The sequence below is a fragment of the Pseudarthrobacter leeuwenhoeki genome, assembly GCF_055412885.1.
Genome location: NZ_JBVAYY010000004.1, coordinates 30549 through 53953 on the forward strand (window position 1 = coordinate 30549; position 23405 = coordinate 53953).

A 23405-nucleotide genomic window follows, 5' to 3' on the forward strand; every position below is an offset into this window, starting at 1 on the left:
CGCTTTGCAGGGGCTCTAATGGGTGGGTTGTCCCACACGAGCTGTCCTACGGCAGCGGATCTTACCCGTGCCTGACCAAGGCACAGTCAGGAAGGCCCATGAAGGCTCTGTATAAGGCCGGCGCCCACGCAGGATTCGACCTCGTGGACCGTCCCGAACCGGAAACCGGGCCCGGCGATGTCCTGATCCGCGTCATGACCACCGGCATCTGCGGCACCGACCTGCACATCCAGTCGTGGGACGCGTGGGCGCAGGGCATCATCAACGCCCCCCTGATCGCCGGCCATGAGTTCTACGGCGAGGTCGTCGCCACCGGCGGGGACGTCCTGGACGTCAAGGTCGGCGACCGCGTATCCGGCGAGGGCCACATCGTCTGCGGCATCTGCCGCAACTGCCGCGCCGGCCGCAAGCAGATGTGCATCAACACCGTCAGCGTCGGCGTCCAGCGCGACGGCGCGTTCGCCGAGTACGTCGTAATCCCCGAGACCAACGTGTGGGTCCACCAGGACCCCTCCGTGACGCCGGAACTCGGCGCCATCTTCGACCCCTTCGGCAACGCCGTCCACACCGCTCTCAGCTTCCCCCTCGTCGGCGAGGACGTGCTGATCACTGGCGCCGGACCCATCGGACTGATGGCGATCGCCGTCGCCCGCCACGCCGGCGCCCGCAAGATCGCCATCACCGACGTGTCCGCCCCGCGGCTGGAACTGGCCCGGGCCCTCGGCGTCGACCTCGCGATCGACGTCTCGAAGAGGCGTGTCAAGGACGCCCAGTGCGAGCTGGGCATGCGCGAGGGATTCGACATCGGGATGGAAATGTCGGGACACCGCACGGCGCTGCCTGAGATGATCGAGAACATGAACCACGGCGGCCGGATCGCGATGCTGGGACTGCCCAGCCAGTCGATCGACATCGACTGGGGCAAAGTGGTCACGCATATGCTGACCATGAAGGGCATCTACGGCCGCGAAATGTTCGAGACCTGGTACGCGATGAGCGCCATGCTCTCCTCCAGCCCGGTCCTGCACGCGAACATCTCCGCCGTCGTGACGGACACCCTTCCCGCCACCGACTGGGAAAAGGGCTTTGAGATCGCCCGCGCCGGCGTGGGCGGCAAAGTGGTCCTCGACTGGACCTGCTTCTAACCCGCCCCGCAGCGGCCCACCGACCCCACCAGCTCAGGAGCACAACGACATGTATTCAGCCATCAAGGACCAGCTGCAGCACGAGCTGGACGAGATCCGCAGCGCCGGCCTGTTCAAGACCGAGCGGCACATTGACTCGCCGCAGGCCAGCCACATCAAAGCCGGGCAGATCGGCGGGGCAAGCGCGGAGGTGCTGAACTTCTGCGCCAACAACTACCTGGGCCTCGCCGACCACCCGGAGATCATCGCCGCCGCCAAGGCCGCGATGGACGACCGCGGCTTCGGCATGGCCAGCGTGCGGTTCATCTGCGGCACCCAGGACCTGCACCTGGCCCTTGAGGAACGCGTCTCCACGTTCCTCGGCACCGAAGACACCATCCTGTTCTCCAGCTGCTTCGACGCCAACGGCGGCGTGTTCGAATCGCTCTTCGGCCCGGAAGACGCCGTCATCTCCGACGCGCTGAACCACGCCTCGATCATCGACGGCATCCGGCTCTGCAAGGCCCAGCGCTTCCGCTACGCCAACCAGGACATGGCGGACCTCGAATCCCGGCTGATCGAGGCCACCACGCAGGAGAACCCGGCCCGCCGCAAGATCATCGTCACGGACGGTGTCTTCTCGATGGACGGCTTCCTCGCCCCGCTCGAGGCGATCTGCGACCTCGCGGAAAAATACGACGCCATGGTCATGGTGGACGACTCCCACGCCGTGGGCTTCATGGGCGCCAGCGGCGCGGGCACCCCGGAGCACGCCGGCGTCCCGGACCGCGTGGACATCTACACCGGCACCTTCGGCAAGGCCCTGGGCGGCGCCTCCGGCGGCTACGTCTCCGGCCGCCGCGAAGTCGTCGCGATGCTCCGCCAGAAGGCCCGCCCGTACCTGTTCTCCAACTCGCTGGCCCCGGCCATCGTCGCCGCGACGCTCAAGGCCCTGGACCTCGTGGAGAGCTCCGGGGACCTGCGCAGCAAGCTCTTCGCCAACGCCGCGCTGTTCCGGAGCCGGATGTCCGGGGAGGGCTTCGAGCTGCTCCCGGGCGAGCACGCCATCGTCCCGGTCATGTTCGGCGATGCCGTGATGGCCGCCAAGGTGGCGGACGCCATGCTGCACCACGGCGTCTTCGTCACGGCGTTCAGCTACCCGGTGGTGCCCAAGGGCGCGGCCCGGATCCGCGTCCAGCTCTCCGCCGCGCACAGCGCCGCGGACGTGGAGGCGTGCGTGCAGGCCTTCGTGCGCAGCCGCGACGCCGTCGCTGCCGCCGTCGCCGCCGGTTAGGCGGGGCGTCACCGGCACAGCAGAACCGAGGTTGCGGGGCCACAAACGGCGCCGCAACCGTTTCTGTCTGCAAGGATGGACCCATGTCAGCTAATTACGATGTCGTGATTGTCGGCGGCGGTATCGCCGGCCTGTCCCTTGCCTCCGCCCTCGCCGGCAAATGCAGCGTGGCGCTGGTCGAAGCTGAGCACTCGCTGGGGTACCACACCTCCGCCCGCTCGGCCCGGCAGCTGGTCCCCAGCTACGGGCCGCCCGTGGTCCAGGAACTGACCCTCCGCACGCTGGAGCTCATCGGCACCCGCGAGGGGACGCGGCCCGAACCCGTGCTCTCGCCGCGCCGGTTCATGCTGATCGGCGACGAGGACGCCGTCCAGGAGCAGGCCAGCGGCTTCATGCACCGGATCAGCCATGCCGACGCCCTGAAAATCTGCCCCGCGCTTAAACCGGAGTCCTTCACGGCCGCCGGACTGGACTCCGGATCCTTCGCCTGCAACGCGTCCCTGCTGCTGGAAGACCACCGGGAGTGGGCGGTTGAGGGCGGCGTGGACATCATCACCGGCGCTAAGGTCCACTCGGCCCAGCGGCTCGGCTCCGGCTGGCAACTCGGTGCCGGCCAGGAAGGCATTGAAGCCGCCGTCGTGGTCAACGCCGCCGGCGCCTGGGCGGACGAGCTCGCCGTGCTCAGCGGCGTCGAGAAGCTCGGACTCCAGCCCTACCGCCGCACCGCGGCGATTGTCGACGTCGACCACCCCCTCCCGCAGGGCTGCCCGATGGTGGCGTCGGCCGGCAGCTTCTACTTCCGGCCGGACGGACGGCGGCAGGTGCTGATCTCACCGTCCGAAACCGTGCCGAGCGGCCCCGAGGATGCCCAGCCCTATCCGGGCGACATCGAGGCGCTGGTCGCCCGGCTCAACACCCTCACCACGATGGGGATCGGCAGCATCCGCCGGGCCTGGACCGGGCTGCGGACCGAGGCCGCCGACGGCATCCCCGTGGTGGGCTTCGACGCCGAAGCCCCAGGTTTCTTCTGGCTCGCCGGCCAGGGCGGCTACGGCTTCCAGACCTCCTCCGGCATCGCTGAGCTGGCCGCGGGGCTGATCCTCGCAGGCCAGGGCGCCGCGGAGCCGCACCCGGCCGACAGTCCGGCATCCCGGACAGTCGCCGCTCTGGCGGCGACCCGGATGTCCATCCGGCGCTGAACAATGGACCCATGAGCACCCTGATCACCAACATCGCCGAGCTGATGACCCAGGACCCGGACCACCGGGTCCTGAAGAACGCGGCCGTGGTGATCGAGGGCGAACGGATCGCCTGGCTGGGGCAGGCGGCCGACGCGCCGGCCGCCGACCGGTCCGTCGATGCCGGCGGCCGTGCCCTGCTGCCGGGCTGGGTCGATTCGCACACCCACCTGATCTTCGCCGGGGACCGGACCGCCGAGTTCGAGGCCCGGATGGCGGGGGAGAGCTACAGCGCCGGCGGGATCGCCGTGACCACCGCCGCCACCCGGGGCACGGGCGACTTCGACCTCACCCGGCTGGCGATGGGCCGGGTGGCCGAGGCCGTCTCGCAGGGCACCACCTACCTGGAAACGAAGACCGGCTACGGCCTGGACATTGACAACGAGGCCCGCAGCGCCCGGATCGCCTCCACCGTGGTCGATGAGGTCACCTACCTCGGCGCGCACCTGGTGCCTGCGGGGATGGACGCCGGGGAGTACACGGACCTGGTCTGCGGGCCCATGCTCGCCGCCGTCCGGCCGTACGTGCGCTGGGCCGATGTCTTCTGCGAGCGGGGCGCCTTCACCGAAGACCAGTCCCGGCGCGTGCTCCAGGCCTGCCGGGACGCCGGGCTGGGCCTGCGCGTGCACGGCAACCAGCTCGGCGAGGGCCCCGGGGTGCGGCTCGCGGTGGAATTCGGTGCGGCCAGCGTGGACCACGTGAACCACCTGTCCGGCGCCGACGTCGACGCCCTCGCGGCCAGCTGGTCCGGCTGGGACGGGCCGGACAGCGACACAGGAACTGGTCGCGGCACGGTGGCGACGTGCCTGCCGGCCTGCGATCTGTCCACCCGCCAGCCGCTGGCGCCGGGCCGGGAACTGCTCGACGCCGGCGTGCAGCTCGCACTCGCCTCCAACTGCAACCCGGGCACCTCCTATACGAGCTCGATGGCGTTCTGCGTCGCCACCGCCGTGCTCCAGATGCGCCTCAGCGTCCACGAGGCGGTGCGCGCCGCGACATACGGCGGCGCGCTGGCGCTCGGGCGGGAGTCCGGGAACGACGCCGACGGCGAACGCGCCGTCGGCTCGATCGCCGTCGGCCACCGCGCGGACCTGCACCTGCTGAACGCGCCGTCCGCCACCCACCTGGCGTACCGGCCCGGCATGCCGCTGACCCACGCTGTCTGGCGCGCGGGGGCCCGCGCCCGCTGACCGTGCATCCATCCTGAAACGTGCGAGATCATGCTCTCGGCCCACCCCAGGAGGCAACCGTGGCCAGGCTGTTGGAGGAACTGGGCATCGCCCTCGATCAGCTGCGCGCCCAGCGCCAGTGGCCGGCCGGCCTGGCCCGGCGGCGGCGTTGTCCTGGCGGAGCTGCCACCGGTCACCAAACAGCAGCTCATGGCCAGCTTCGACGACTGGGTCGCCGACCCCGCGGTCACCAGGGCCGGGGTCGGGGCGTTCATCGCCGATCCGGCCCTGGTCGGAACGCCGTTCCTGGGCCGGTATTTCGTCTGCACAACGTCGGGCACCACCGGGCACCCCGGGATCTTCGTGCACGATCCCCGGTCCGTGGCCGTCTCCCAGTCCTTCGTCCTGCGTATCGACCTGGCCTGGCTGTCTCCCGCCGGGCTGCTGGCCATGGCCCGCCACGGACTGCGCTGGGCGGGTGCAGCAGCCGCTGGCACGGCTCGTGGCAGCCCTGAACGACTACGACCCCTCGGCCGTGACCGGCTACCCGAGTGCCCTCGCGCTGCTCGCCGGGGAACAGATGGCCGGCCGGCTCCACCTGAGACCGGTGGTGGTGGAGCTGGCCGGCGAGTCCTGCGGGCCGGACGTCCGGGCCCGCATCGCGGAGGCGTTCATGCCTACGCGGCCTCCGAGTTCACCCCGCTGGCGTTCGACTGCGGCCGCGGCTGGCTGCACGTAAACAGCGACTGGGCCATCCTGGAACCGGTCGGGGCCGACTACGCCCCCACGCCGCCGGGGGAGTACTCCCACACCGTGCGGCTCACCAACCTCGCCAACCGCGTGCAGCCCATCATCTGCTACGACCTCGGCGACTCGGTGCTGGCGAAGGCCGGCCCGTGCGGGTGCGGCAGCCCGCTGCCGGCCATCCGGGTCGCGGGCCGCCGCGACGACGTCCTGCGGCTGCCGGCCGCCGACGGAACCACGGTCCGGGTCCTTCCGCTCGCCATCGGATCCGTGCTCAACGAAACGCCCGGACTGCACCGCAGCCAGCTCCTCCAGACGGGTCCGGCGACCCTCCGGCTCCGGCTCGAACCCGAACCCGGCGCCGACGCCGCGGCGGTGTGGCACGCGGCGTCGGGGAAGCTGCGGGAGTACCTCGCCGGGCTGGAACTGGGGAACGTCGACGTCGTCCGTGCGGAAGAGCCGCCGGAACAGAGCGGGTCGAGCGGGAAGTTCCGGCAGGTGATCGCCCGGGTTCCGGAATGACCCGCGGCTGTTAGAAGATCATCGGCGGGGCGTCCAGTACCGTCTCATCGACGCGCCGGTCCTCCCACTGGCTGAACGGCTTGTCCAGCTCGTACTTGCCGTCCCCGCTGCGGTACAGGGTGCGGACCTCGGCGTTGTCCGGATTGTTGAGGGATTCGAAGTACTCCACGGACCAGTGGAACCAGCGCATGCAGAACAGCCGCATGGTGAGCCCGTGGGTGACAAACAGTGCGTTGGGGGCGTAACTGGGTCGGGACCAGTGCCGGTACAGGGTCTCCATGAACGAGGAGATCCGGTCATAGACATCCGAGCCGGACTCGCCTTCCCGGAAGCGGTAGAAGAAGTGGCCGTAGGCGTTCCGGAGTTCCTTCTGGTCCTCGATCTCACCGGCGATCTGGAAGTTGGCCCAGTCCTGCTCCCGCAGCCGCGGCTCCTCGATCACCCGCTCCACCAGCGGACCGAGGTTGAGCGCCTCGAGGGTCTGGTAGGCCCGCAGGTAAGGGGAGACGTACACGCACACCGGACGGCCGTCCAGCAGCCGCCGGACCTGCTCGCCGGCCGCCCGGGCCTGCTCCACGCCGAGGACGGTCAGCGGAATCCGGTAATCGGGCACCCGGTTGTAGATCGAGGTGTCGGCGTTGGCCGCGGACTGGCCGTGCCGGATCATGATGATTTTCCCGGGCGCACTCATAAACCCCAAGCATAGGCGTGAACGCCGGGCGGGCAGCGCAAGCCAAGACCGGGCAAGATAGGAACATGCTCGTTCCCGCCCGCCGCCGTTTGCGGTTAGAAGTCTGGATTGTCCTGGGCCTGTCCCTGGGGCAGTCCGCCGTGTACTCGGTCGTTCAGCTGCTGGACAAGCTGACCCGGGCGCCGCTGGCGGAGGGCAGCTCCACCCTGAACCGGTCGCAAAGCAGCCGCGAATACTTCGATCTCACCTACCAGCTGCTGGACATCCTCTTCGCCCTGGTGCCGGTGGTCCTGGCACTCTATTTCCTCACGGACCACCGCACGTCTGGCCCGTCCGGAGGCGGCAGCCGCGGCGTCACGGCGTTCCAGAAGCTGGGCCTCAATTTCGCCCGCCCCGGCAGGGACCTGCTGCAGGGGTTCGGCCTGGCGGCGCTGATCGGCATCCCGTCCCTGGGACTGTACGCCGCGGGCCGGGCGCTGGGCATCACGACGGCGATCATCCCCAGCGCGCTGGATTCCTACTGGTGGACCGTGCCGGTGCTGGTCCTCTCCGCGATCCGCCACGGGATCGTGGAGGAAGTGATCGTGGTGGGTTACCTGCTGGACCGGCTCCCCAAGCTCGGCTGGAGCCTGCCGCTGGCCATCTTCGCCAGTTCCATGCTGCGCGGCAGCTACCACCTCTACCAGGGCTTCGGGCCGTTCATCGGCAACGCCATCATGGGCGTCATCTTCGCGTACGCCTATACCAAAACCCGCCGGCTGATGCCGCTCGTGATCGCCCACGCCGTGCTGGACATCGTGGCGTTCGTCGGCTTCAGCCTCTTCGGCCGGTCCATCGGCCTCGGCTGAGTCTGCATAAAGCAACGCGACAAAACAACGCGACAAAACAACGCGACAAAACAACGCGACAAAACAACGCGACAAAACAACGCGGGGTCACATCGCGCCCATCCGGGGCCTCCGGACGGGCGCGATGTGACCCCGCGTTGCCCTGCAGTGCGGGACGCCGGGCGGGGCCGCGCACCTCCGGGCCGGGCCGGGCCGTGCACCTCCGGGCGGGGGCGGGGCTGGGGCTGGGGCTTTAAAAAGTATCGGCCGCCATCGGTGGGTGACGTCATTGGCACCCGCTGATGGCGGCCGAAGTGTGGGGCGGTGAAGCGTCAGATCGTAACGGCTCCGGAAGCCGTCTCGAACGTGACGGACAGGATGCCGGGCGTCCCGCGGGGGGCGAGCCAGTTCACGGCCACGTCTTCCAGCGGCTTCTCGACCGGGACGCCGAGCCATTCGGTGACACGCTGCGCCGAACCGGCAATCGTCAGGGCGGACATCTTGACGTTGCTCTCGTAGGCCTTCGACGGGTGGAGGTCCGGATCGCCTTCCCACTTGAGCATGTAGGGGACCTGGGGATCGGAGATGAGTCCGAGGATGCCGATCTGCTTCCAGACCAGCTCACGGCCGTCCGGGAACTTGCGGTTGCCGTTGACGGCGGCGCGGCCGAGCCGCTCCTCGAACGGGGCAAGGTCGTCAACTTCAACGCACCAGCCCATCCAGCCGCCGCCTGCTTCGGAGCGGGCGCGGACGGCCTGGCCGAAGGGGGCCTTGTCGGACGCGGGGTGGTTCAGGACCTCCACGATCTCGACATATTTGTGTCCCGCGAGCGGGATGATCATGTTGCGGGTCCCGAATCTGGGGTGTACTCCGCCCTTCACGGCTTCGACGCCGAGGGCAGACGCAATTCGTTCGGTGGTGGCAGCTAGGCCATCTTGTTCACAGGCGTAAGAGACGTGATCCATGCGCATGCCCTCATCTTGGCACTTTGTGATGCGGCTCTCAGCTTAGGATCTCCTAACCGTGGTGGGATGTCATTTTCGGGGATCCCCGCCGGCACTGATCCGCGTCACCTCGGCGGACGGCAGGGCTTTCCTGTCCCACCGGACGTGAAACTTCATGTTCGTGTCACAAAGGCATCCACAACCGGAACCGGTTCCTAGACTGGTTGCAGGTCATGAGTGCCAGCACACAGCCCCGGCTTGCTGGTCGGCAACCCTCGTCACGCGGTGGGGTGCCCCGGGTGAAGACCTGGCCGACCGGCATCCGCCGGACGGCAAGCGCGGCACCAGTGCAGTCCCGGGCCAACGAGTTCGCGGGATGCCTGGGCCCAGCCCCTTGAGGAGTGTCCCAATGTCCAGTGCCTGGTCCTTTGAAACCCGCCAGATCCACGCCGGCCAGGAGCCGGACAGCGTCACCGGCGCCCGCTCACTGCCGATCTACCAGACGACGTCGTTCGTCTTCCCCAGCGCCGAAAGCGCCGCCAACCGCTTCGCCCTTGCCGAACTGGCTCCCATCTACACCCGGATCGGCAACCCCACCCAGGACGCCGTGGAACAGCGGGTGGCCAGCCTGGAGGGCGGACTCGCGGCCCTGCTGCTGAGCTCCGGCATGGCTGCGGAGACCCTGGCGATCATGAACGTCGCCGAGGCCGGCGACCATGTGGTGGCCAGCCCCAGCCTTTACGGCGGCACGTACAACCTGCTGGCGCACACGCTGAAGAAGTTCGGCATCTCCGTCACCTTCGTCGAGGATCCGGACAACCTGGCCCAGTGGCGTGACGCCGTGCAGCCCAACACCAAGCTGTTCTTCGGCGAAGTGGTCTCCAACCCCCGCCAGGATGTGCTGGACATCGAGGGCATCTCGGAGGTGGCGCACGAGGCCGGTGTCCCGCTGATCGTGGACAACACGCTCTCCACCCCGTACCTGATCCGGCCGATCGAGTGGGGTGCGGACATTGTGGTGCATTCCGCCACCAAGTACCTTGGCGGCCACGGCACCGCGATCGCGGGCGTGATCGTGGATTCCGGCAACTTCGACTTCGGCAGGGACCCGGAGCGTTTCCCCGGCTTCAACACCCCGGACCCCACCTACAACGGCCTGGTCTACGCCCGGGACCTCGGTGCGGACGGTGCCCTCGGTGCCAATCTCTCCTTCATCCTCAAGGCGCGCGTCCAGTTGCTGCGCGACCTCGGCTCCGCGGTGTCCCCGTTCAACGCCTTCCTCATCTCCCAGGGCATCGAGACCCTGAGCCTGCGGATGGAGCGGCACGTCGCCAACGCCATCAAAGTGGCCGAATGGCTCGAGGCCAGGGACGACGTCGAATCGGTCGCCTACGCGGGGCTGCCGTCCAGCCCCTGGTACGAGCGCGGCCGCAAGTACGGCCCGAAGGGGACCGGTGCCGTCGTTTCCTTCAACCTTGCCGGGGGAGCCGAGGCGGGCAAACGCTTCGTCGACGCCCTCGAACTGCACTCGCACGTGGCCAACATCGGCGACGTGCGCTCCCTCGTCATCCACCCGGCGTCGACCACCCACAGCCAGCTCTCCCCGGAACAGCAGACCGCGGCCGGCGTGAATCCCGGCCTGGTCCGGCTCTCCGTGGGCCTGGAGCACATCGACGACATCCTGGCCGACCTCGACGCCGGATTCCGGGCGGCCAAAACCGCCTGAGCACCGCCCGGCGTCCCGGCCCCGGGGCGCCCGGGCCCCGGGGCCCGGGGTTAACTGCGGCAAGACCGGGGTGAGTCTTAAGTTCGTCACAATCTTCGCCACCGGGCCGCCGCATTTCGTACACTCAGTGGAGGTCATGAGTGCCAGTGACAGCCCCGGCTTGCTGGCCGGCAACCCTCCTTTTGCGGCGGGGTGCCCCGGGTGAAGACCTGGCCTGCCGGTCATCTGACGGCGGGCAAGCGCGAAGTTAGGTCCTCACATGAGCATTGCCGTCACCCGCCAGGGTGTGCCTGTAAGCACGACCGCCCACCCCCATGCCCCGGTCCCGGACGGAACGGTCCGGCACCTCCGGATCGGCGACCTCAAGCTCGAATCCGGGGCCCTGCTGCCGGACGCTACCCTCGGCTACGAGACGTGGGGGACCCTCAACCCGGACCGCTCCAATGCGGTGCTGATCGAGCATGCGCTGACGGGTGACACCCACGTCACGCAGGGCGCCAGCGAGGAGCCGGGCTGGTGGGAGCAGCTCGCGGGCCCCGGAGCCCCGGTGGACACGGACAAGTACTTCGTCGTCTCGATCAACATCCTCGGCGGCTGCTACGGCTCGACGGGGCCGTCGTCGGCGGCGCCCGACGGAAAACCCTGGGGCTCACGGTTCCCGCTCGTGACGCTGCGGGACACCACGGAGGCCGAGGCCAGGCTGGCGGATGCCCTGGGCATCCGGAGCTGGTACGCCGTGCTCGGCGGTTCCCTGGGCGGGGCGCGCGCCCTGGAATGGGCCGTCAGCTACCCGGAGCGGGTCCGGCGCTGCGGCGTGATTTCGGTCGGCGCCAGCAGCACCGCCGAGCAGATCGCCTTCGCCCAGGCGCAGACCCTCGCCATCCGGCAGGACCCCAACTTCAAGGGCGGGAACTACTACGGAGGTCCGGAGCCGGAAGCGGGCCTGGCCCTGGCCCGGCGGATCGCGCACATCACCTACCGCTCGGCCGCGGAGCTGGACGGACGCTTCGGCCGGAACGCCCAGGACGCCGAGGCCCCGCTGGAAGCCGGATCCCTCGCCGGGCGCGGCCGCTACCAGGTGGAGAGCTACCTCGACCACCAGGGCAACAAACTGGTCCGCCGCTTCGACGCGAACAGCTACATCGCCATCACCGAAGCGCTCATGAGCCATGACATCAGCCGGGGCCGCGGTGCCCTCGCCGAGGCCCTGGCTCCCGCCACGGCGGAGTTCCTGCTGGCGGCCGTGGACTCGGACCGGCTGTACTTCCCGGCCCAGTCGCATGCCCTCGCCGCTGCCCTGCCCGGCGAAGTTGCCGTGCACACCATCGAGGCACCGATCGGGCACGACGGTTTCCTGACCGAGATCGGCCAGCTGAACAGCCAGCTCCGGCGGTACTTCTTCAGCTAGACCTTCGGCTCGACTTCTGCCGGACCGGCAGCCACCCTGGACCACAGTGGATTGGAACGCACATCCGGACTGGGAGTTTGACCCAGCCTCCGCCGGATCCTGCGCCACATCCCGCGCGAATCTGTGGACGGAAGCACCGGAGAATCAGGCCAGCTGTGCATTTTTGCAGATGCGCTCTGCACTAATGGCCGTTGAGGCCACGGTCGCGAGCGTCCATACTCGTGGGGAATGATGCCCCGTGTCACAAATCACAGGCGTCCACAGCCCAGAGGTCCATAGGGTGTCGACGGAGACACCGAAGGAGTCGAAATGAGTACACAAAACGCCGCCGCCAGGCGCCCGGAAGAGGAAGACGTCAAGACGTCCGGACTCAAGAAGGTAGTAACGGCCTCCATGGCCGGCACCGTCGTCGAATGGTATGAGTTCTTCCTCTACGCCTCGGCCGCCACCCTCGTGTTCGGCAAGACGTTCTTCCCCAACTCCGGCACGGAACTGGACGGCATTATTGCCGCCTTCCTTACCTACGCCGTTGGTTTCGTCGCCCGTCCGATCGGCGGCATCGTCTTTGGCCACTTCGGCGACAAGTTCGGCCGCAAGCAGCTGCTCCAGCTCAGCATCGTCCTGGTCGGTGTCTCCACCTTCCTGATGGGCTGCCTCCCGACCTTCCAGCAGATCGGCTACTGGGCCCCGGCCCTCCTCGTCTTCCTGCGCTTCGCCCAGGGCTTCGCCGTCGGCGGTGAATGGGGCGGAGCCGTCCTCCTCGTCGCCGAGCACAGCCCGAGCAAGTCCCGCGGATTCTGGTCCGCATGGCCGCAGTCCGCCGTTCCGCTGGGCAACCTCCTCGCCACCGGCGTGCTGTTCACCCTGTCCGCCACACTCTCCCCCGCCGACTTCCTCAGCTGGGGCTGGCGCGTTGCCTTCTGGCTCTCCGCCGTCATCGTCCTGGTCGGCTACTACATCCGCACCAAGGTTACCGACGCACCGATCTTCCTCGAGGCACAAAAAGAAGTCACCGTCGAGAAGAAGGGCTACGGCGTCGGCGAAGTGTTCCGCCGCTACCCCCGCGGCGTCTTCACCGCGATGGGCCTGCGCTTCGCGGAGAACATCCTCTACTACCTCGTGGTCACGTTCTCCATCACCTACCTCAAGGTCATCGTCCAGACGGACACCTCCCGCATCCTGCTGCTGCTGCTTGTGGCGCACTTCATCCACTTCGCTGTGATCCCGATGGTCGGCCGCATGTCCGACCACTTCGGCCGCAAACCGGTCTACATGACCGGCGCCATCCTGGGCGGCACCTGGGGCTTCTTCGCCTTCCCGATGATGGACACCAAGAACGACCTCATCATCCTCGCGGCGATCACCATCGGCCTGCTGTTCCACTCGCTCATGTACGCCGGCCAGCCGGCCATCATGGCCGAGATGTTCCCGACCCGGATGCGCTACTCCGGCGTCTCGCTGGGCTACCAGGTCACCTCGATCGTGGCAGGTTCGATGGCCCCGATCATCGCCGTCGCCCTGCTGAGCCAGTTCAAGTCCTCCACCCCGGTCGCCATCTACCTGCTCGGCGCCTGCATGGTAACGATGGTGGCGGTGTTCTTCCTCAAGGAGACCCGCGGCATCTCACTGCACGACGTCGATGCCGCCGATGCCCAGGGCACCGCGGACCTCTTGGCCGCAGGCAAGAAGTAACCGGCAAGAAGTAACAGCCAAGAAGTAACCGCCAGGCAAGCAACCGCCACGAAGTTACGGCGAACAACACCAAACAGCCCGGTCCCCGCAGTGCGGGGCCGGGCTGTTTGGTGGTTCTGCCCGGACGGCCGGGACGGTCAGCCAGCCAGGACTTCCTGGCGGTCGGAGATCTCGGTCCGGACCGCTTCGAGGACGGCCTGCACGGGGGCCGAGCGCAGCGATTCCGCGCGTGCCACCGCCCAGATCGGAAGCTGCCGCTGGAAATCGTCCGGCAGGACGGGCAGGAAACTTGGGTCGCCGACCGCCAGGAAGTTGGGCAGCAGGCCGATCCCGGCGCCCCGCCGGACGGCCTGCAGCTGGGCAAAGATGCTGGTCGCCTGGAAGCTGGAGCGCGGCATGGGAAGCTGCGTGGAGCGGTGGCCCAGTTCGGCGACCTGCAGCGCCGACTCCACGTAGGAGACAAAGCCGTGCTGCCGGACGTCGTCGAGCGTCTCCGGCAGTCCGTGTTCGCGGGCGTACTGCGGACTGGCGTACAGCCGGAGGAAGTAGTTGGACAGGAAGATGGCCTGCGCGTTGCTGGCGTCCAGATTGCCCACCACCACTTCAAGATCCACCCCGGAGCGGTTCTGGCTGACCTTGCGGGTGGCGCTGAGCAATTCGACGTTGAGCTGAGGGTGGCCCTGCTGCAGCCGGACAAGCGCCGGTGCGACGAATTCGGCGCCGAAGCCGTCGGGGGTACTGATCCGGACCAGTCCGGAGAGTACGTCCTCGGACTGCGCGATCCGGTTCGTGAGCGCACCGAGGGTGCCCTCGATCGCCTCGGCGGCCGCCACGGCCTCCTGGCCAAGGTCCGTCAGCTCCCAGCCGTGCGGGCTCCGCTCCAGGGTGCGCCCGCCCAGCTGTTTGTCCAGGGCCAGGATCCGGCGGGAGATGGTGGTGTGCGTGGTGCCCAGGGTCTCCGCCACCGCATTGAACCTGCCCAGCCGTGCCACGGTCAGCAGGATCAGCAGGTCGTCCGGGCTCGGAAGCCGCCGCAAGTCCACTGGAACCCCCCTGGAGAAGCATGTGCATTCATGCACATGCCATCTGTAGTTTTTTGCCTTGATTGCACTGTAGCAGGGTGTGATGCTTGACACGGAACATCCGGCGATTGCCGGATCACGCGCACCACCCACAGCACTAAGAGCAGCACGACGAACAGCAAAGGAGCTTATGCCATGGCAGTAATCGCTTGGATCGGACTGGGGAACATGGGCGGGTCCATGTCGGTGAACCTCGTCAAGGCCGGCCACGATGTCCGCGGGTTCGACCTTAATGCCCAGGCCGTTGCCGCCGCCGTCGCCGGCGGCGTCAAGCCCGCCGGAAGCATCGCCGAAGCGGTCGACGGCGCCGACGTCGTCTTCTCGATGCTGCCCAAGGGCGAGCACGCCCGCGCCGTCTACCTCGGCGAGGACGGCGTCCTGGCCCACGCGGACACACGCACGCTGCTGGTGGATTCCTCCACGATCGACATAGCCTCGGCCCAGGCCCTGCACGACGCCGCTGCTGCCGCCGGCTTCCGGTTCGTCGATGCCCCGGTCTCCGGCGGGATGAGCGGCGCGAAGGCCGCCACCCTGACCTTTATGATCGGCGGCGAGGAAGGTGCCGTGGCCGAGGCCACGGACTACATCAAGCCGATGGCGGCGAACATCATTCCCACCGGCGGCGCCACCACCGGCCAGGCCGCGAAGATCTGCAACAACCTCATGCTCTTCATCAACCTGGCCTCGACCGCGGAAGGTGCCGTGCTGGCGGACCGGCTCGGACTGGACAAGCAGGTCTTCTGGGACATCGCCTCCGTGTCCTCCGGCGACAGTTGGGCCCTGCGCACCTGGTACCCGGTCGCCGGCGTGGTCCCCACGGCGGCCTCCAACAACGACTTCGCCCCGACCTTCACCACCGAGCTGGCGAACAAGGACATCGGACTTGCCATCAGCGCGGCGCGGGACACCGGCACCCCTCTGGAACTCGGCGAGCACGTCCAGCAGCTCTTCCAGCGCCTCATCGATTCCGGCAATGCCGGCATGGACTGCTCCGCGATCGTCAAGCTGGTCGACGGCACCCTGGACACCGGCAAGTAGCCACTGCCCTGCAGCCAGCTGCTGACCCAAAAACCCCCACGAAAGGGACCCACCCCATGGAACGCATTCCGCACTTCATCAACGGCGCCCTGGTTTCCGACGCCGAGCGCTACGGCCCCGTTTTCAACCCGGCCACCGGCGAACAGGAGAAGGAGGTCGCCCTGGCCTCCGCCGCCCGTGTCGAGGAGGCCATCGAGGCCGCCCGCGCCGCCCTGCCCGGCTGGCGCGCCACCAGCCTGGCCAAGCGCACCAATATCTTCTTCACGGTCCGTGAACTGCTGATGCAGCGCCGGCCCGAACTGGCAGCCCTGCTGACCAGCGAACATGGCAAGGTCCTCTCCGACGCCGAGGGCGAGATCACCCGCGGCCTGGAGAACATCGAGTTCGCCACCGGGTTGTCCCACGCGCTCAAGGGTGAGCGCTCCGAGCAGGTGGCCGGCGGCGTCGACGTCCACTCAGTGCGCCAGCCGGTCGGTGTGGTCGCCTGCATTACGCCGTTCAACTTCCCGGCCATGGTGCCGCTGTGGATGATCGGCAGCGCCCTGGCCTGCGGCAACACTGTGCTGCTCAAGCCCAGTGAGAAGGACCCGTCCTCGGCCATGTTCATCGCGCAGGTCTTCGCCGAGGCCGGACTGCCCGCCGGTGTCCTCAACGTCGTCCACGGCGACAAGGAGGCCGTTGACGTGCTGCTCGAACACGCGGACGTCAAGGCCATCAGCTTCGTCGGATCGACGCCGGTTGCCCAGTCCATCTACAAGCGCGCCGCCGACCACGGCAAGCGGGTTCAGGCGCTGGGCGGCGCCAAGAACCACATGGTGGTCCTGCCGGACGCGGACCTGAACATGGCCGCCGACGCTGCCGTGTCCGCCGCGTACGGCTCCGCCGGCGAGCGCTGCATGGCAGTCAGCGTCCTGGTCGCCGTCGGGAACATTGCCGATGAGCTCGTCGAGGCCATCACCACCCGGATGGGCACCCTGAAGATCGGCCCCGGGACCGACCCGGCGTCGCAGATGGGCCCGCTCATCACCGCCGCGCACCGGGACAGGGTCGCCTCCTATGTCGCCGGTGCGGCCCAGGAAGGCGCCACCGTTGTCGTGGACGGCCGGGAGCAGGAGTTCGATTCCAACGGCTTCTTCATCGGCGTCAGCCTGGTGGACCACGTCAAGCCCGGCATGAAGGTCTACGACGACGAGATCTTCGGCCCGGTCCTGTCCGTGGTCCGCGTCGAGAGCTACGCGGACGCCGTCAGGCTCGTCAACGACAACGAGTTCGGCAACGGTGTGGCGATTTTCACCCGCGACGGCGGTGCCGCGCGGCAGTTCGAGTTCGACGTCGAGGCCGGCATGGTGGGCGTCAACGTGCCGATCCCGGTTCCGGTGGGAACCTTCTCCTTCGGCGGCTGGAAGAACTCGCTCTTCGGCGACACCCACATGTACGGACCGGAGAGCATTCGCTTCTACACCCGCGGCAAGGTCGTCACCACCCGCTGGCCGGACCCGTCCACCTCGGTGATCGACCTCGGCTTCCCCCAGGTCGACTGACCCGGCAGACTAACCCGGCAGATTAACCCGGCAGACTGACCCGGCCACCCGGCCCGCCGGCCCGGCCCGGACCGCCTTAAACAAAGCAACGCGGGGTCACTTCGCGCCCATCCGGCACCGGATCTTGGGCGCAGAGTGACCCCGCGTTGCTTTGTGCTGTGTGTGGTGGGGGCTAGCCCTTCATGATCTCCGCGCGCTGGGCCATGTAGTCCTCCATGGTGAGCTCGCCCTCGCTGTACCGCTGGTCCAGTTCCGCGAGCTTGCGCGCCCGGAAGCCCTGCGGGGCCGACGGCGGCGGAGGCACCGCGGGGCCCGACGGCTGCTGGCTGCCGGGCTGCGGCGCCTTGGACTGCTGCTGGTCCTGCTGGAAGGGCCGGGGCTGGTTGCCGGGGTAGCCGGGGCTGTCCTCATAGGGGACGGGGGGCTGATAGCCCTGCTGGCCGGGATACTGTTGGCCGGGGTACTGCTGGTTGGCCGGCGGCGCGGGCTGCTGCGGGGCGCCGAGCTGGCCGAAGGCACCGTAGTAGTCCCGCTGGGTAAAACCGTCACGCGGCTGCTTGTTCTGCGGGCCCGGGTAGTGGCCGGGATTGTCTCCGGGGAATTGCCCGAACTGGTCCGGGCCGCCGGGCATGCCCTGGTTCTGGTTCCGGCCGCGCATCGACTTCTTGTAGTAGCGCATCGCCATCGGGATCAGGAATGACAAAATGATGATCCAAAAGAACAGATTGTTCACGGTACCGGGCCTCTCAGGAAGTGTTCTTCCAGCTTAACGCCCACACCCGGACCGTGGTGCCCGCGCAGGGCCTTCAGGAGCGCACGGGCTCTTCGGCGCCGGGCGGACCCTCGCCGGAGCCGAGCGGCATTCCGGGGCCGAAAACGGGCCCGGGGAGGGGTCGCTTGGCCGTGATGCCGTCGCCGGAGGAACGGTGGCGGAGCCGGCGGACCACCCAGGGAACGAAGTATTCGCGCGCCCAGACCAGATCGCCGGAGCGCGCCTGCTGCCAGCTGCGCTGCGGCAGGGGCTTGGGGGAGAGCGGTTCCAGGGTGTGCTCGACGTTGAGCGAATCCAGGACCATGGCCGCGATGGTGTGATGGCCCAGCGGTGAGAAATGCAAGCGGTCCGCGTCCCACGTTTGCGGATCGTTCAGCTGCCGCAGGGACCACATGTCCGCGATGATGGCGTCATGGCGGGCCGCGATGGTGCGGAGGTTCTCGTTGTAAATGGCCACTTTGCTGCGCACCCGGCCCAGCACGGACGAGCCGGTGTCCGGACCGTTGAAAAGGACCACCGTGGCGCCGGCCAGGCTAAGGATCTGCACCACCGAGTCCAGCTTCTCGGCCAGGGCATCCGGATCCCCGCCGGGCCGGATCAGGTCGTTCCCGCCGGCGGACAGCGTCACGAGGTCGGGCCGGAGGGACAGGCAGTGGGCCAGCTGCTGGTCCACGATCTGCTGCAGGAGCCGGCCCCGGACCGCGAGGTTGGCGTAGGCAAAGTCCTCGTGGCCGCGGCTCAGCTCCTCGGCCACCCGGTCCGCCCAGCCCCGGTGGCCCCCCGGGCTCGCCGGCTCGGGATCGCCGATGCCTTCGGTGAAGGAGTCTCCCATGGCCACATAGCGGGTCCAGGGGTGGATCACGGCATTCTCTGGAGAGTTCTCCATGGCGTCAGTTTCACTCACCTTCTTATCGTGCACTCTTCCTGCAAAGCTACGCCACCGCAGGTTGTTACCTTCGGGTAACTGTAAGAATGGAGCCATGACTCAAGCCGCTGCCTTCCCCGCCCCCGTTGTCCTATGGTCCAAGCCCGGTCAGGAGCGTGCCGGAAAGCCGCTCCTGGTCCTGCTGCACGGCTACGGGGCCAACGAAGAGGACCTCCTGAGCCTGGCGGACATGCTGCCGCAGGAATTTGTGGTGGCCTCGGTGCGGGCTCCGTTGGTCTCCGGCGCGGGGTTCACCTGGTTCCCGCTGACAGCGTCGATTGACTACTCCCTCGACGCGGTCAAGGATGCCGCCTCGTACGTGGAGGACTGGCTGGATTCGGTCCGGCCGAACCACCCGTCCGTGTCGCTGCTGGGCTTTTCGATGGGCATGGCACTGGCCACCACCTTGCTGCGGCGGCGGCCCGCGGACTATGCCGCCGTCGTCGGGCTGTCGGGTTTCGCCGTGGATGCCGGAAATGACCCCAGCTTCCACGACGCCGAACTGGACGGGACGGTGCCGATGTTCTGGGGCCGCGACCAGCAGGATCCGGTGATCACGCCGGACAAGGTCGAGTTCACCATGGGCTGGGTACGCAAGCACGTGAAGCTCACCAAGGTGCTCTACGCCGGGATGTGGCACGGCATCAACCAGCAGGAAATCGGGCACGTCTCCGAGTTCCTCACCCATGGGGTGCTGGACAAGTAGCCGTCCGACGCCGGAAGCCAGCCGCCCGGCGTCGGACGACGGCGTCAGGCCCCGGCGGGCGTGCTGATCCGCACGGTCCGGTTGTTGACCGTGACGGTGTCGCCGTGGTGGAGCTGGCGGCCCCGGCGCTCGTCGATCTCACCGTTGACCTTGACGAGTCCGCCCTTGATCAGCTCCGCCGCCTCCACCCCGTCCTCGACCAGGCTGGCCAGCTTCAGGAGCTGGCCGAGCCGGATCATGTCGTCGCGGATGGGGATCTCTTCAATTTCCGTGTTGCTCATACAAGCAATGATGCCTGACATAAGGTGGCAGCCATGACCCACACGCCCCGGCTTCCGTTCCTCGCCGGGTTGCCCCTCGCCGTGGCAGCGGGGCTCCTCATGCCGGTACAGGGCCGGATCAACGGCGCGCTCGGGGCCGTTCTCGCGGACGGAATCGCCGCCGCGGTGGTGAGCTTCACCACCGGGCTGGTGCTGATGATCCTGGTATCGCTGGCGCTGCCACGGGGCCGGTACGGGCTGCGGCAGATCCTGCCGGCGGTGCGGGGACGTGAGTTCCCGCCCTACTATGTCCTGGCCGGCTGCATCGGCGGGTTCTTCGTTTTCGCACAGTCCTTCACGGTGGGTCTGCTCGGGGTTGCCTTGTTCACCGTCGCCACCGTGACCGGGCAGACCCTCAGCGGGCTGCTCGTGGACCGGATGGGCATCGGGCCGGCCGGCCGGAGATCCATCACCGGCATCCGGGTGATCGGCAGCATTTTGACCGTCGCCGCCGTCGCCTGGGCCGTATCGCCGCGCGTCTCCGGTGCCGGTTCAGGGCTGTCGGAGCTCCTCGTTCCGGTGCTCCTTCCCGTGCTTGCCGGATTCCTGATGAGCTTCCAGCAGGCCATGAACGGCACCGCCGCCGTGCATTACGGCACGCCCATCGCAGCGACCCTGATGAACTTCGTCGCCGGCGCGGTCCTGCTCTGGGCCGCCTGGCTGGTCAAGGTCGCCGTCGCGGGAGCTGGCAACCCGCTGCCGGGGGAGTGGTGGTACTACCTGGGCGGGCCCCTGGGCTGCATCTTTATCGGCGTTGGAGCCCTGCTGGTCCGGAGCCTGGGCGTGCTGGTGACCGGACTGGGCATGATCGCGGGCCAGCTGCTCGGCTCGCTGGGGCTGGACCTCGCGTTCCCGGCACCCGGTACCGTGGTGGCGCTGCCCACCGTGCTCGGGACACTGCTGACCCTTGCCGCGATTGTGCTCGCCAGCCTGCCCTGGCCCAACGGTGCCCTGGGACGGGGCCGCCGGGAGCCCACGGGCCGGTAGGCTAGGAGGCGCAGCTTCCTGCGCCGCCATCATTGTGCACCCCTCCCGGGATGTGGGCCTGGTGCGTGTGCGGGTTTCGTGTCTGAAATTTGCGTTTTTGTAGTGCCCCGTCCGGCAACCAGCCGGGGTCCCGGGGCTGAAACCGCGGACCGCACCCAGCGGCCCTGTAGAAAGTGGAGTTCCCATGGCAGCAAAATCCGTCCTCGACCAGATCATTTCCCTCGCCAAGCGACGGGGTTTCGTATTCCAGGCCGGTGAAATCTATGGTGGCTCGCGTTCTGCCTGGGACTACGGACCCCTCGGTGCGGAGCTGAAGGAAAACATCAAGCGCCAGTGGTGGCAGTCCGTGGTCCGCGGCCGCGAAGACGTCGTCGGCCTGGATTCCTCCGTCATCCTGCCGCGCCAGGTCTGGGAAGCGTCCGGCCACGTCGATGTCTTCTCCGACCCGCTGGTCGAGTGTCTCTCCTGCCACAAGCGCTACCGCGCCGACCACCTCGAGGAAGAGTACGAGGAGAAGAAGGGCCGTCCCGCCGAGAACGGCCTCAAGGACATCGCCTGCGCCAACTGCGGCACCCGCGGCGAATGGACCGAACCGCAGGAATTCTCCGGCCTGCTCAAGACCTACCTCGGCCCGGTGGCTTCCGAAGAGGGCCTGCACTACCTGCGCCCCGAAACGGCCCAGGGCATCTTCGTCAACTTTTCCAACGTGCTCACCACCTCGCGCAAGAAGCCCCCGTTCGGGATCGGCCAGATCGGCAAGTCCTTCCGCAACGAGATCACCCCGGGCAACTTCATTTTCCGCACCCGTGAGTTCGAGCAGATGGAAATGGAATTCTTCGTCGAACCCGGCACCGACGAGCAGTGGCACCAGTACTGGATGAAGGAGCGGATGTCCTGGTACACCGGCCTCGGCATCCGGGAGGAGAACCTGCGCTTCTTCGAGCACCCGCTGGAAAAGCTCAGCCACTACTCCAAGGGCACCACGGACATCGAATACCGCTTCGGGTTCCAAGGCTCCGAGTGGGGCGAGCTCGAGGGCGTCGCCAACCGCACGGACTTCGACCTGTCCACGCACTCCAAGGCCTCCGGCCAGGACCTGAGTTACTTCAACCAGGCCACCAACGAGCGCTACACCCCGTACGTGATCGAACCCGCCGCCGGCCTCACCCGCTCCTTCATGGCGTTTATGATCGACGCGTACACCGAGGACGAGGCGCCCAACGCCAAGGGCGGCGTCGACATCCGCACCGTGCTCAAGCTCGATCCGCGCCTGGCCCCGGTCAAGGCAGCCGTGCTGCCGCTGAGCCGCAACGAGGACCTGTCCCCGAAGGCCAAGGACCTCGCCGCCCAGTTGCGCAAGAACTGGAACATCGAGTTCGACGACGCCGGCGCCATTGGCCGCCGTTACCGCCGCCAGGACGAGATCGGCACCCCGTTCTGCATCACCGTGGACTTCGAGACGCTGGAGGACCAGGCTGTCACGATCCGTGAACGCGACACCATGAGCCAGGAACGTGTCTCCCTGGACAAGGTGGAGGGCTACCTGGCCGCACGGCTGATCGGCGCCTGATCGTGGCGATCGCATACCGTGAATGGCGCGACGGCGATGACCTGGCGCTGCTCGAAATGTGGGGCGGGCCCGAAACCGAGCAGGCCCGGCAGTTCCGCGGCACCCTGGCGCCCTCGGGCAACGCCCCGTGGCGCCGCTGCATCGTGGCCGAGGACGTCGTCGACGGCGTGGCGATCCCGGTCGCGGCCGGGGTGGTCCACGAGGCCTCGCTGCACCCCGAACGGCTCTGGGCCTACATCGAGGTCGACCGGCAGCACCGCCGCGCCGGCGTCGGCTCCACGCTGCTGACCATGCTCCGGCACGAAGCCGCACAGTCGCCGTCGGGCGTCTCCCGGCTCCGGACCAAGGTGGAACCGGGCACCCCCGGGGCGGCCTTCGCCGAGGCGGCCGGGCTCGCCCCGATCCAGCGGTCCCGGCTCGTCGTCGTCGACCCCGGAGCCCTCCGCCTGCCGGTCTTCGGCGACGGTTCCGAGGCTGCCGCCTCCGAGCAGGTCGAGGACCTTGCCACCGGTTCGGTGGAACTCAGCGGCGTCGTGGGCCGTTACTACACGTCCGTGCACGGCTGGGACAGCCCCGGCGACCTCAGCATCGGCACGGTCCAGCGGTTGTTCCTCGACGAGCTCAGCGGGGCCCACGGTGCCATTGTGCTGCGGGCGCCGAAGGCCAGCGCCTTCGGCCACGGGGTGCCGGCCAGCAGGAAGGGCCGGCTCCAGGCGTTCGCCATCAGCTACGCCGAGCTTGCCCCCGCAGGGGCCAGCCCCGCAGGGGACCAGGCTGCAGGGGAGAAGGCTGCAGCGGCGGACGCTGCCCCGGCCGGCCAGCCCACCGACGTGTTCCTGGGCCACGAGCCGGAGCTCTCCGCGGAGGAGGCCCAGGCCGCGGTCCGGGACCTGCTGGCGCTGATTGCGTTCCAGCACCCCGTGCTGCTGGAACTGGATGACTCGATGGAGGCGCTGCGTGCCGTCGTCGAGCCGCTGCTGGGGAGCGGCAAAGCCCGCGTCCAGGGCGCCGAAACCCTGGTCGTCTCCGACCCGGAGTAGGCCCCTTTAACGCAGCTGACCCGCAGTAGGGAACTACTGCGGGTC

The 23405-nt window shown here is 68.2% G+C and carries 21 protein-coding genes and 2 riboswitches; of the genes, 15 read left to right on the top strand and 6 right to left on the bottom strand.

Going from position 1 to position 23405, the window contains the following annotated elements; all coding sequences use genetic code 11:
- Window positions 1-98: 98 nt before the first annotated feature.
- The 5 genes from tdh to ACZYX4_RS04410 all read left to right on the top strand — a co-directional run bounded on the left by tdh (window position 99) and on the right by ACZYX4_RS04410 (window position 6091).
- A complete protein-coding gene (tdh, locus tag ACZYX4_RS04390) occupies window positions 99-1145 on the top strand; it encodes an L-threonine 3-dehydrogenase (protein WP_463873991.1) in 1047 nt (348 codons plus the stop codon).
- Between the two features lie 49 nt (window positions 1146-1194).
- Complete coding sequence (locus tag ACZYX4_RS04395; protein WP_463873992.1) at window positions 1195-2418, top strand: glycine C-acetyltransferase; 1224 nt, start codon at window positions 1195-1197, stop codon at window positions 2416-2418.
- Between the two features lie 83 nt (window positions 2419-2501).
- A complete protein-coding gene (locus ACZYX4_RS04400; protein WP_463873994.1) occupies window positions 2502-3617 on the top strand; it encodes an NAD(P)/FAD-dependent oxidoreductase in 1116 nt (371 codons plus the stop codon).
- Window positions 3618-3628: 11 nt separating this feature from the next.
- Window positions 3629-4846, top strand: a complete 1218-nt coding sequence (locus tag ACZYX4_RS04405; RefSeq protein ID WP_463873996.1) for an amidohydrolase family protein — start codon at window positions 3629-3631, stop codon at window positions 4844-4846.
- 189 nt (window positions 4847-5035) lie between these two features.
- On the top strand, window positions 5036-6091 hold the full coding sequence (locus ACZYX4_RS04410; protein ID WP_463873997.1) for a phenylacetate--CoA ligase family protein: 1056 nt from the start codon (window positions 5036-5038) through the stop codon (window positions 6089-6091).
- A 10-nt stretch (window positions 6092-6101) separates the two neighbouring features.
- Here the strand turns inward: ACZYX4_RS04410 and ACZYX4_RS04415 are convergent, their stop codons facing one another.
- On the bottom strand, window positions 6102-6782 hold the full coding sequence (locus tag ACZYX4_RS04415; protein WP_463873999.1) for a histidine phosphatase family protein: 681 nt from the start codon (window positions 6780-6782) through the stop codon (window positions 6102-6104).
- Window positions 6783-6847: 65 nt separating this feature from the next.
- Here ACZYX4_RS04415 and ACZYX4_RS04420 point away from each other — a divergent pair, with 65 nt between their 5' ends.
- Complete coding sequence (locus ACZYX4_RS04420; protein WP_463874001.1) at window positions 6848-7630, top strand: CPBP family intramembrane glutamic endopeptidase; 783 nt, start codon at window positions 6848-6850, stop codon at window positions 7628-7630.
- 311 nt (window positions 7631-7941) lie between these two features.
- On the opposite strand, the gene ACZYX4_RS04425 is transcribed toward ACZYX4_RS04420, so the two are convergent.
- On the bottom strand, window positions 7942-8580 hold the full coding sequence (locus ACZYX4_RS04425) for a VOC family protein (RefSeq protein WP_463874002.1): 639 nt from the start codon (window positions 8578-8580) through the stop codon (window positions 7942-7944).
- Between the two features lie 202 nt (window positions 8581-8782).
- Window positions 8783-8898, top strand: a riboswitch (SAM riboswitch).
- A gap of 64 nt (window positions 8899-8962) precedes the next feature.
- Here ACZYX4_RS04425 and ACZYX4_RS04430 point away from each other — a divergent pair.
- The 3 genes from ACZYX4_RS04430 to ACZYX4_RS04440 all read left to right on the top strand — a co-directional run bounded on the left by ACZYX4_RS04430 (window position 8963) and on the right by ACZYX4_RS04440 (window position 13379).
- On the top strand, window positions 8963-10279 hold the full coding sequence (locus tag ACZYX4_RS04430; RefSeq protein WP_463874003.1) for a bifunctional o-acetylhomoserine/o-acetylserine sulfhydrylase: 1317 nt from the start codon (window positions 8963-8965) through the stop codon (window positions 10277-10279).
- Window positions 10280-10411: 132 nt separating this feature from the next.
- Window positions 10412-10527, top strand: a riboswitch (SAM riboswitch).
- Between the two features lie 11 nt (window positions 10528-10538).
- Window positions 10539-11687: a homoserine O-acetyltransferase MetX gene (metX, locus tag ACZYX4_RS04435; protein WP_463874005.1), complete on the top strand. Its 1149-nt coding sequence runs from the start codon at window positions 10539-10541 to the stop codon at window positions 11685-11687.
- 309 nt (window positions 11688-11996) lie between these two features.
- On the top strand, window positions 11997-13379 hold the full coding sequence (locus ACZYX4_RS04440; RefSeq protein ID WP_463874006.1) for an MFS transporter: 1383 nt from the start codon (window positions 11997-11999) through the stop codon (window positions 13377-13379).
- Window positions 13380-13516: 137 nt separating this feature from the next.
- On the opposite strand, the gene ACZYX4_RS04445 is transcribed toward ACZYX4_RS04440, so the two are convergent.
- Entirely contained in the window at window positions 13517-14416 is a 900-nt protein-coding gene (locus tag ACZYX4_RS04445; RefSeq protein WP_463874260.1) for a LysR family transcriptional regulator, read from the bottom strand.
- Between the two features lie 180 nt (window positions 14417-14596).
- Between ACZYX4_RS04445 and mmsB the strand changes: the two genes are divergently transcribed.
- Together mmsB and ACZYX4_RS04455 are read left to right on the top strand one after the other, a co-directional pair.
- On the top strand, window positions 14597-15499 hold the full coding sequence (gene mmsB / locus ACZYX4_RS04450) for a 3-hydroxyisobutyrate dehydrogenase (RefSeq protein WP_463874007.1): 903 nt from the start codon (window positions 14597-14599) through the stop codon (window positions 15497-15499).
- A gap of 56 nt (window positions 15500-15555) precedes the next feature.
- Window positions 15556-17040: a CoA-acylating methylmalonate-semialdehyde dehydrogenase gene (locus ACZYX4_RS04455; protein WP_463874008.1), complete on the top strand. Its 1485-nt coding sequence runs from the start codon at window positions 15556-15558 to the stop codon at window positions 17038-17040.
- Between the two features lie 172 nt (window positions 17041-17212).
- On the opposite strand, the gene ACZYX4_RS04460 is transcribed toward ACZYX4_RS04455, so the two are convergent.
- A complete protein-coding gene (locus ACZYX4_RS04460; protein WP_463874009.1) occupies window positions 17213-17773 on the bottom strand; it encodes an SHOCT domain-containing protein in 561 nt (186 codons plus the stop codon).
- 73 nt (window positions 17774-17846) lie between these two features.
- Window positions 17847-18698 carry an SGNH/GDSL hydrolase family protein gene (locus tag ACZYX4_RS04465; RefSeq protein ID WP_463874011.1) on the bottom strand — a complete coding sequence of 284 codons (852 nt, stop codon included), beginning with the start codon at window positions 18696-18698 and terminating at the stop codon, window positions 17847-17849.
- A gap of 94 nt (window positions 18699-18792) precedes the next feature.
- Here ACZYX4_RS04465 and ACZYX4_RS04470 point away from each other — a divergent pair, with 94 nt between their 5' ends.
- Window positions 18793-19443, top strand: a complete 651-nt coding sequence (locus tag ACZYX4_RS04470; protein WP_463874012.1) for an alpha/beta hydrolase — start codon at window positions 18793-18795, stop codon at window positions 19441-19443.
- Window positions 19444-19487: 44 nt separating this feature from the next.
- Here ACZYX4_RS04470 and ACZYX4_RS04475 read toward each other — a convergent pair whose 3' ends face one another.
- Window positions 19488-19724 (bottom strand): RNA-binding S4 domain-containing protein, encoded by a 237-nt coding sequence (locus ACZYX4_RS04475; protein ID WP_463874013.1) that lies wholly within the window; start codon window positions 19722-19724, stop codon window positions 19488-19490.
- Between the two features lie 33 nt (window positions 19725-19757).
- Here ACZYX4_RS04475 and ACZYX4_RS04480 point away from each other — a divergent pair, with 33 nt between their 5' ends.
- From ACZYX4_RS04480 to ACZYX4_RS04490, 3 genes are all read left to right on the top strand, one after another.
- Window positions 19758-20750, top strand: a complete 993-nt coding sequence (locus ACZYX4_RS04480) for a DMT family transporter (RefSeq protein WP_463874014.1) — start codon at window positions 19758-19760, stop codon at window positions 20748-20750.
- Window positions 20751-20934: 184 nt separating this feature from the next.
- Window positions 20935-22320 (top strand): glycine--tRNA ligase, encoded by a 1386-nt coding sequence (locus ACZYX4_RS04485; protein WP_463874016.1) that lies wholly within the window; start codon window positions 20935-20937, stop codon window positions 22318-22320.
- A gap of 2 nt (window positions 22321-22322) precedes the next feature.
- On the top strand, window positions 22323-23360 hold the full coding sequence (locus tag ACZYX4_RS04490) for a GNAT family N-acetyltransferase (RefSeq protein ID WP_463874017.1): 1038 nt from the start codon (window positions 22323-22325) through the stop codon (window positions 23358-23360).
- Window positions 23361-23405 lie beyond the last annotated feature (45 nt).

Coding starts and splice junctions, on each gene's coding strand:
- tdh (WP_463873991.1), top strand. CDS start 99: ATGAAGGCTCTGTATAAGGCCGGCGCCCACGCAGGATTCGACCTCGTG.
- ACZYX4_RS04395 (WP_463873992.1), top strand. CDS start 1,195: ATGTATTCAGCCATCAAGGACCAGCTGCAGCACGAGCTGGACGAGATC.
- ACZYX4_RS04400 (WP_463873994.1), top strand. CDS start 2,502: ATGTCAGCTAATTACGATGTCGTGATTGTCGGCGGCGGTATCGCCGGC.
- ACZYX4_RS04405 (WP_463873996.1), top strand. CDS start 3,629: ATGAGCACCCTGATCACCAACATCGCCGAGCTGATGACCCAGGACCCG.
- ACZYX4_RS04410 (WP_463873997.1), top strand. CDS start 5,036: ATGGCCAGCTTCGACGACTGGGTCGCCGACCCCGCGGTCACCAGGGCC.
- ACZYX4_RS04415 (WP_463873999.1), bottom strand. CDS start 6,782: ATGAGTGCGCCCGGGAAAATCATCATGATCCGGCACGGCCAGTCCGCG.
- ACZYX4_RS04420 (WP_463874001.1), top strand. CDS start 6,848: ATGCTCGTTCCCGCCCGCCGCCGTTTGCGGTTAGAAGTCTGGATTGTC.
- ACZYX4_RS04425 (WP_463874002.1), bottom strand. CDS start 8,580: ATGCGCATGGATCACGTCTCTTACGCCTGTGAACAAGATGGCCTAGCT.
- ACZYX4_RS04430 (WP_463874003.1), top strand. CDS start 8,963: ATGTCCAGTGCCTGGTCCTTTGAAACCCGCCAGATCCACGCCGGCCAG.
- metX (WP_463874005.1), top strand. CDS start 10,539: ATGAGCATTGCCGTCACCCGCCAGGGTGTGCCTGTAAGCACGACCGCC.
- ACZYX4_RS04440 (WP_463874006.1), top strand. CDS start 11,997: ATGAGTACACAAAACGCCGCCGCCAGGCGCCCGGAAGAGGAAGACGTC.
- mmsB (WP_463874007.1), top strand. CDS start 14,597: ATGGCAGTAATCGCTTGGATCGGACTGGGGAACATGGGCGGGTCCATG.
- ACZYX4_RS04455 (WP_463874008.1), top strand. CDS start 15,556: ATGGAACGCATTCCGCACTTCATCAACGGCGCCCTGGTTTCCGACGCC.
- ACZYX4_RS04465 (WP_463874011.1), bottom strand. CDS start 18,698: ATGGAGAACTCTCCAGAGAATGCCGTGATCCACCCCTGGACCCGCTAT.
- ACZYX4_RS04470 (WP_463874012.1), top strand. CDS start 18,793: ATGACTCAAGCCGCTGCCTTCCCCGCCCCCGTTGTCCTATGGTCCAAG.
- ACZYX4_RS04475 (WP_463874013.1), bottom strand. CDS start 19,724: ATGAGCAACACGGAAATTGAAGAGATCCCCATCCGCGACGACATGATC.
- ACZYX4_RS04480 (WP_463874014.1), top strand. CDS start 19,758: ATGACCCACACGCCCCGGCTTCCGTTCCTCGCCGGGTTGCCCCTCGCC.
- ACZYX4_RS04485 (WP_463874016.1), top strand. CDS start 20,935: ATGGCAGCAAAATCCGTCCTCGACCAGATCATTTCCCTCGCCAAGCGA.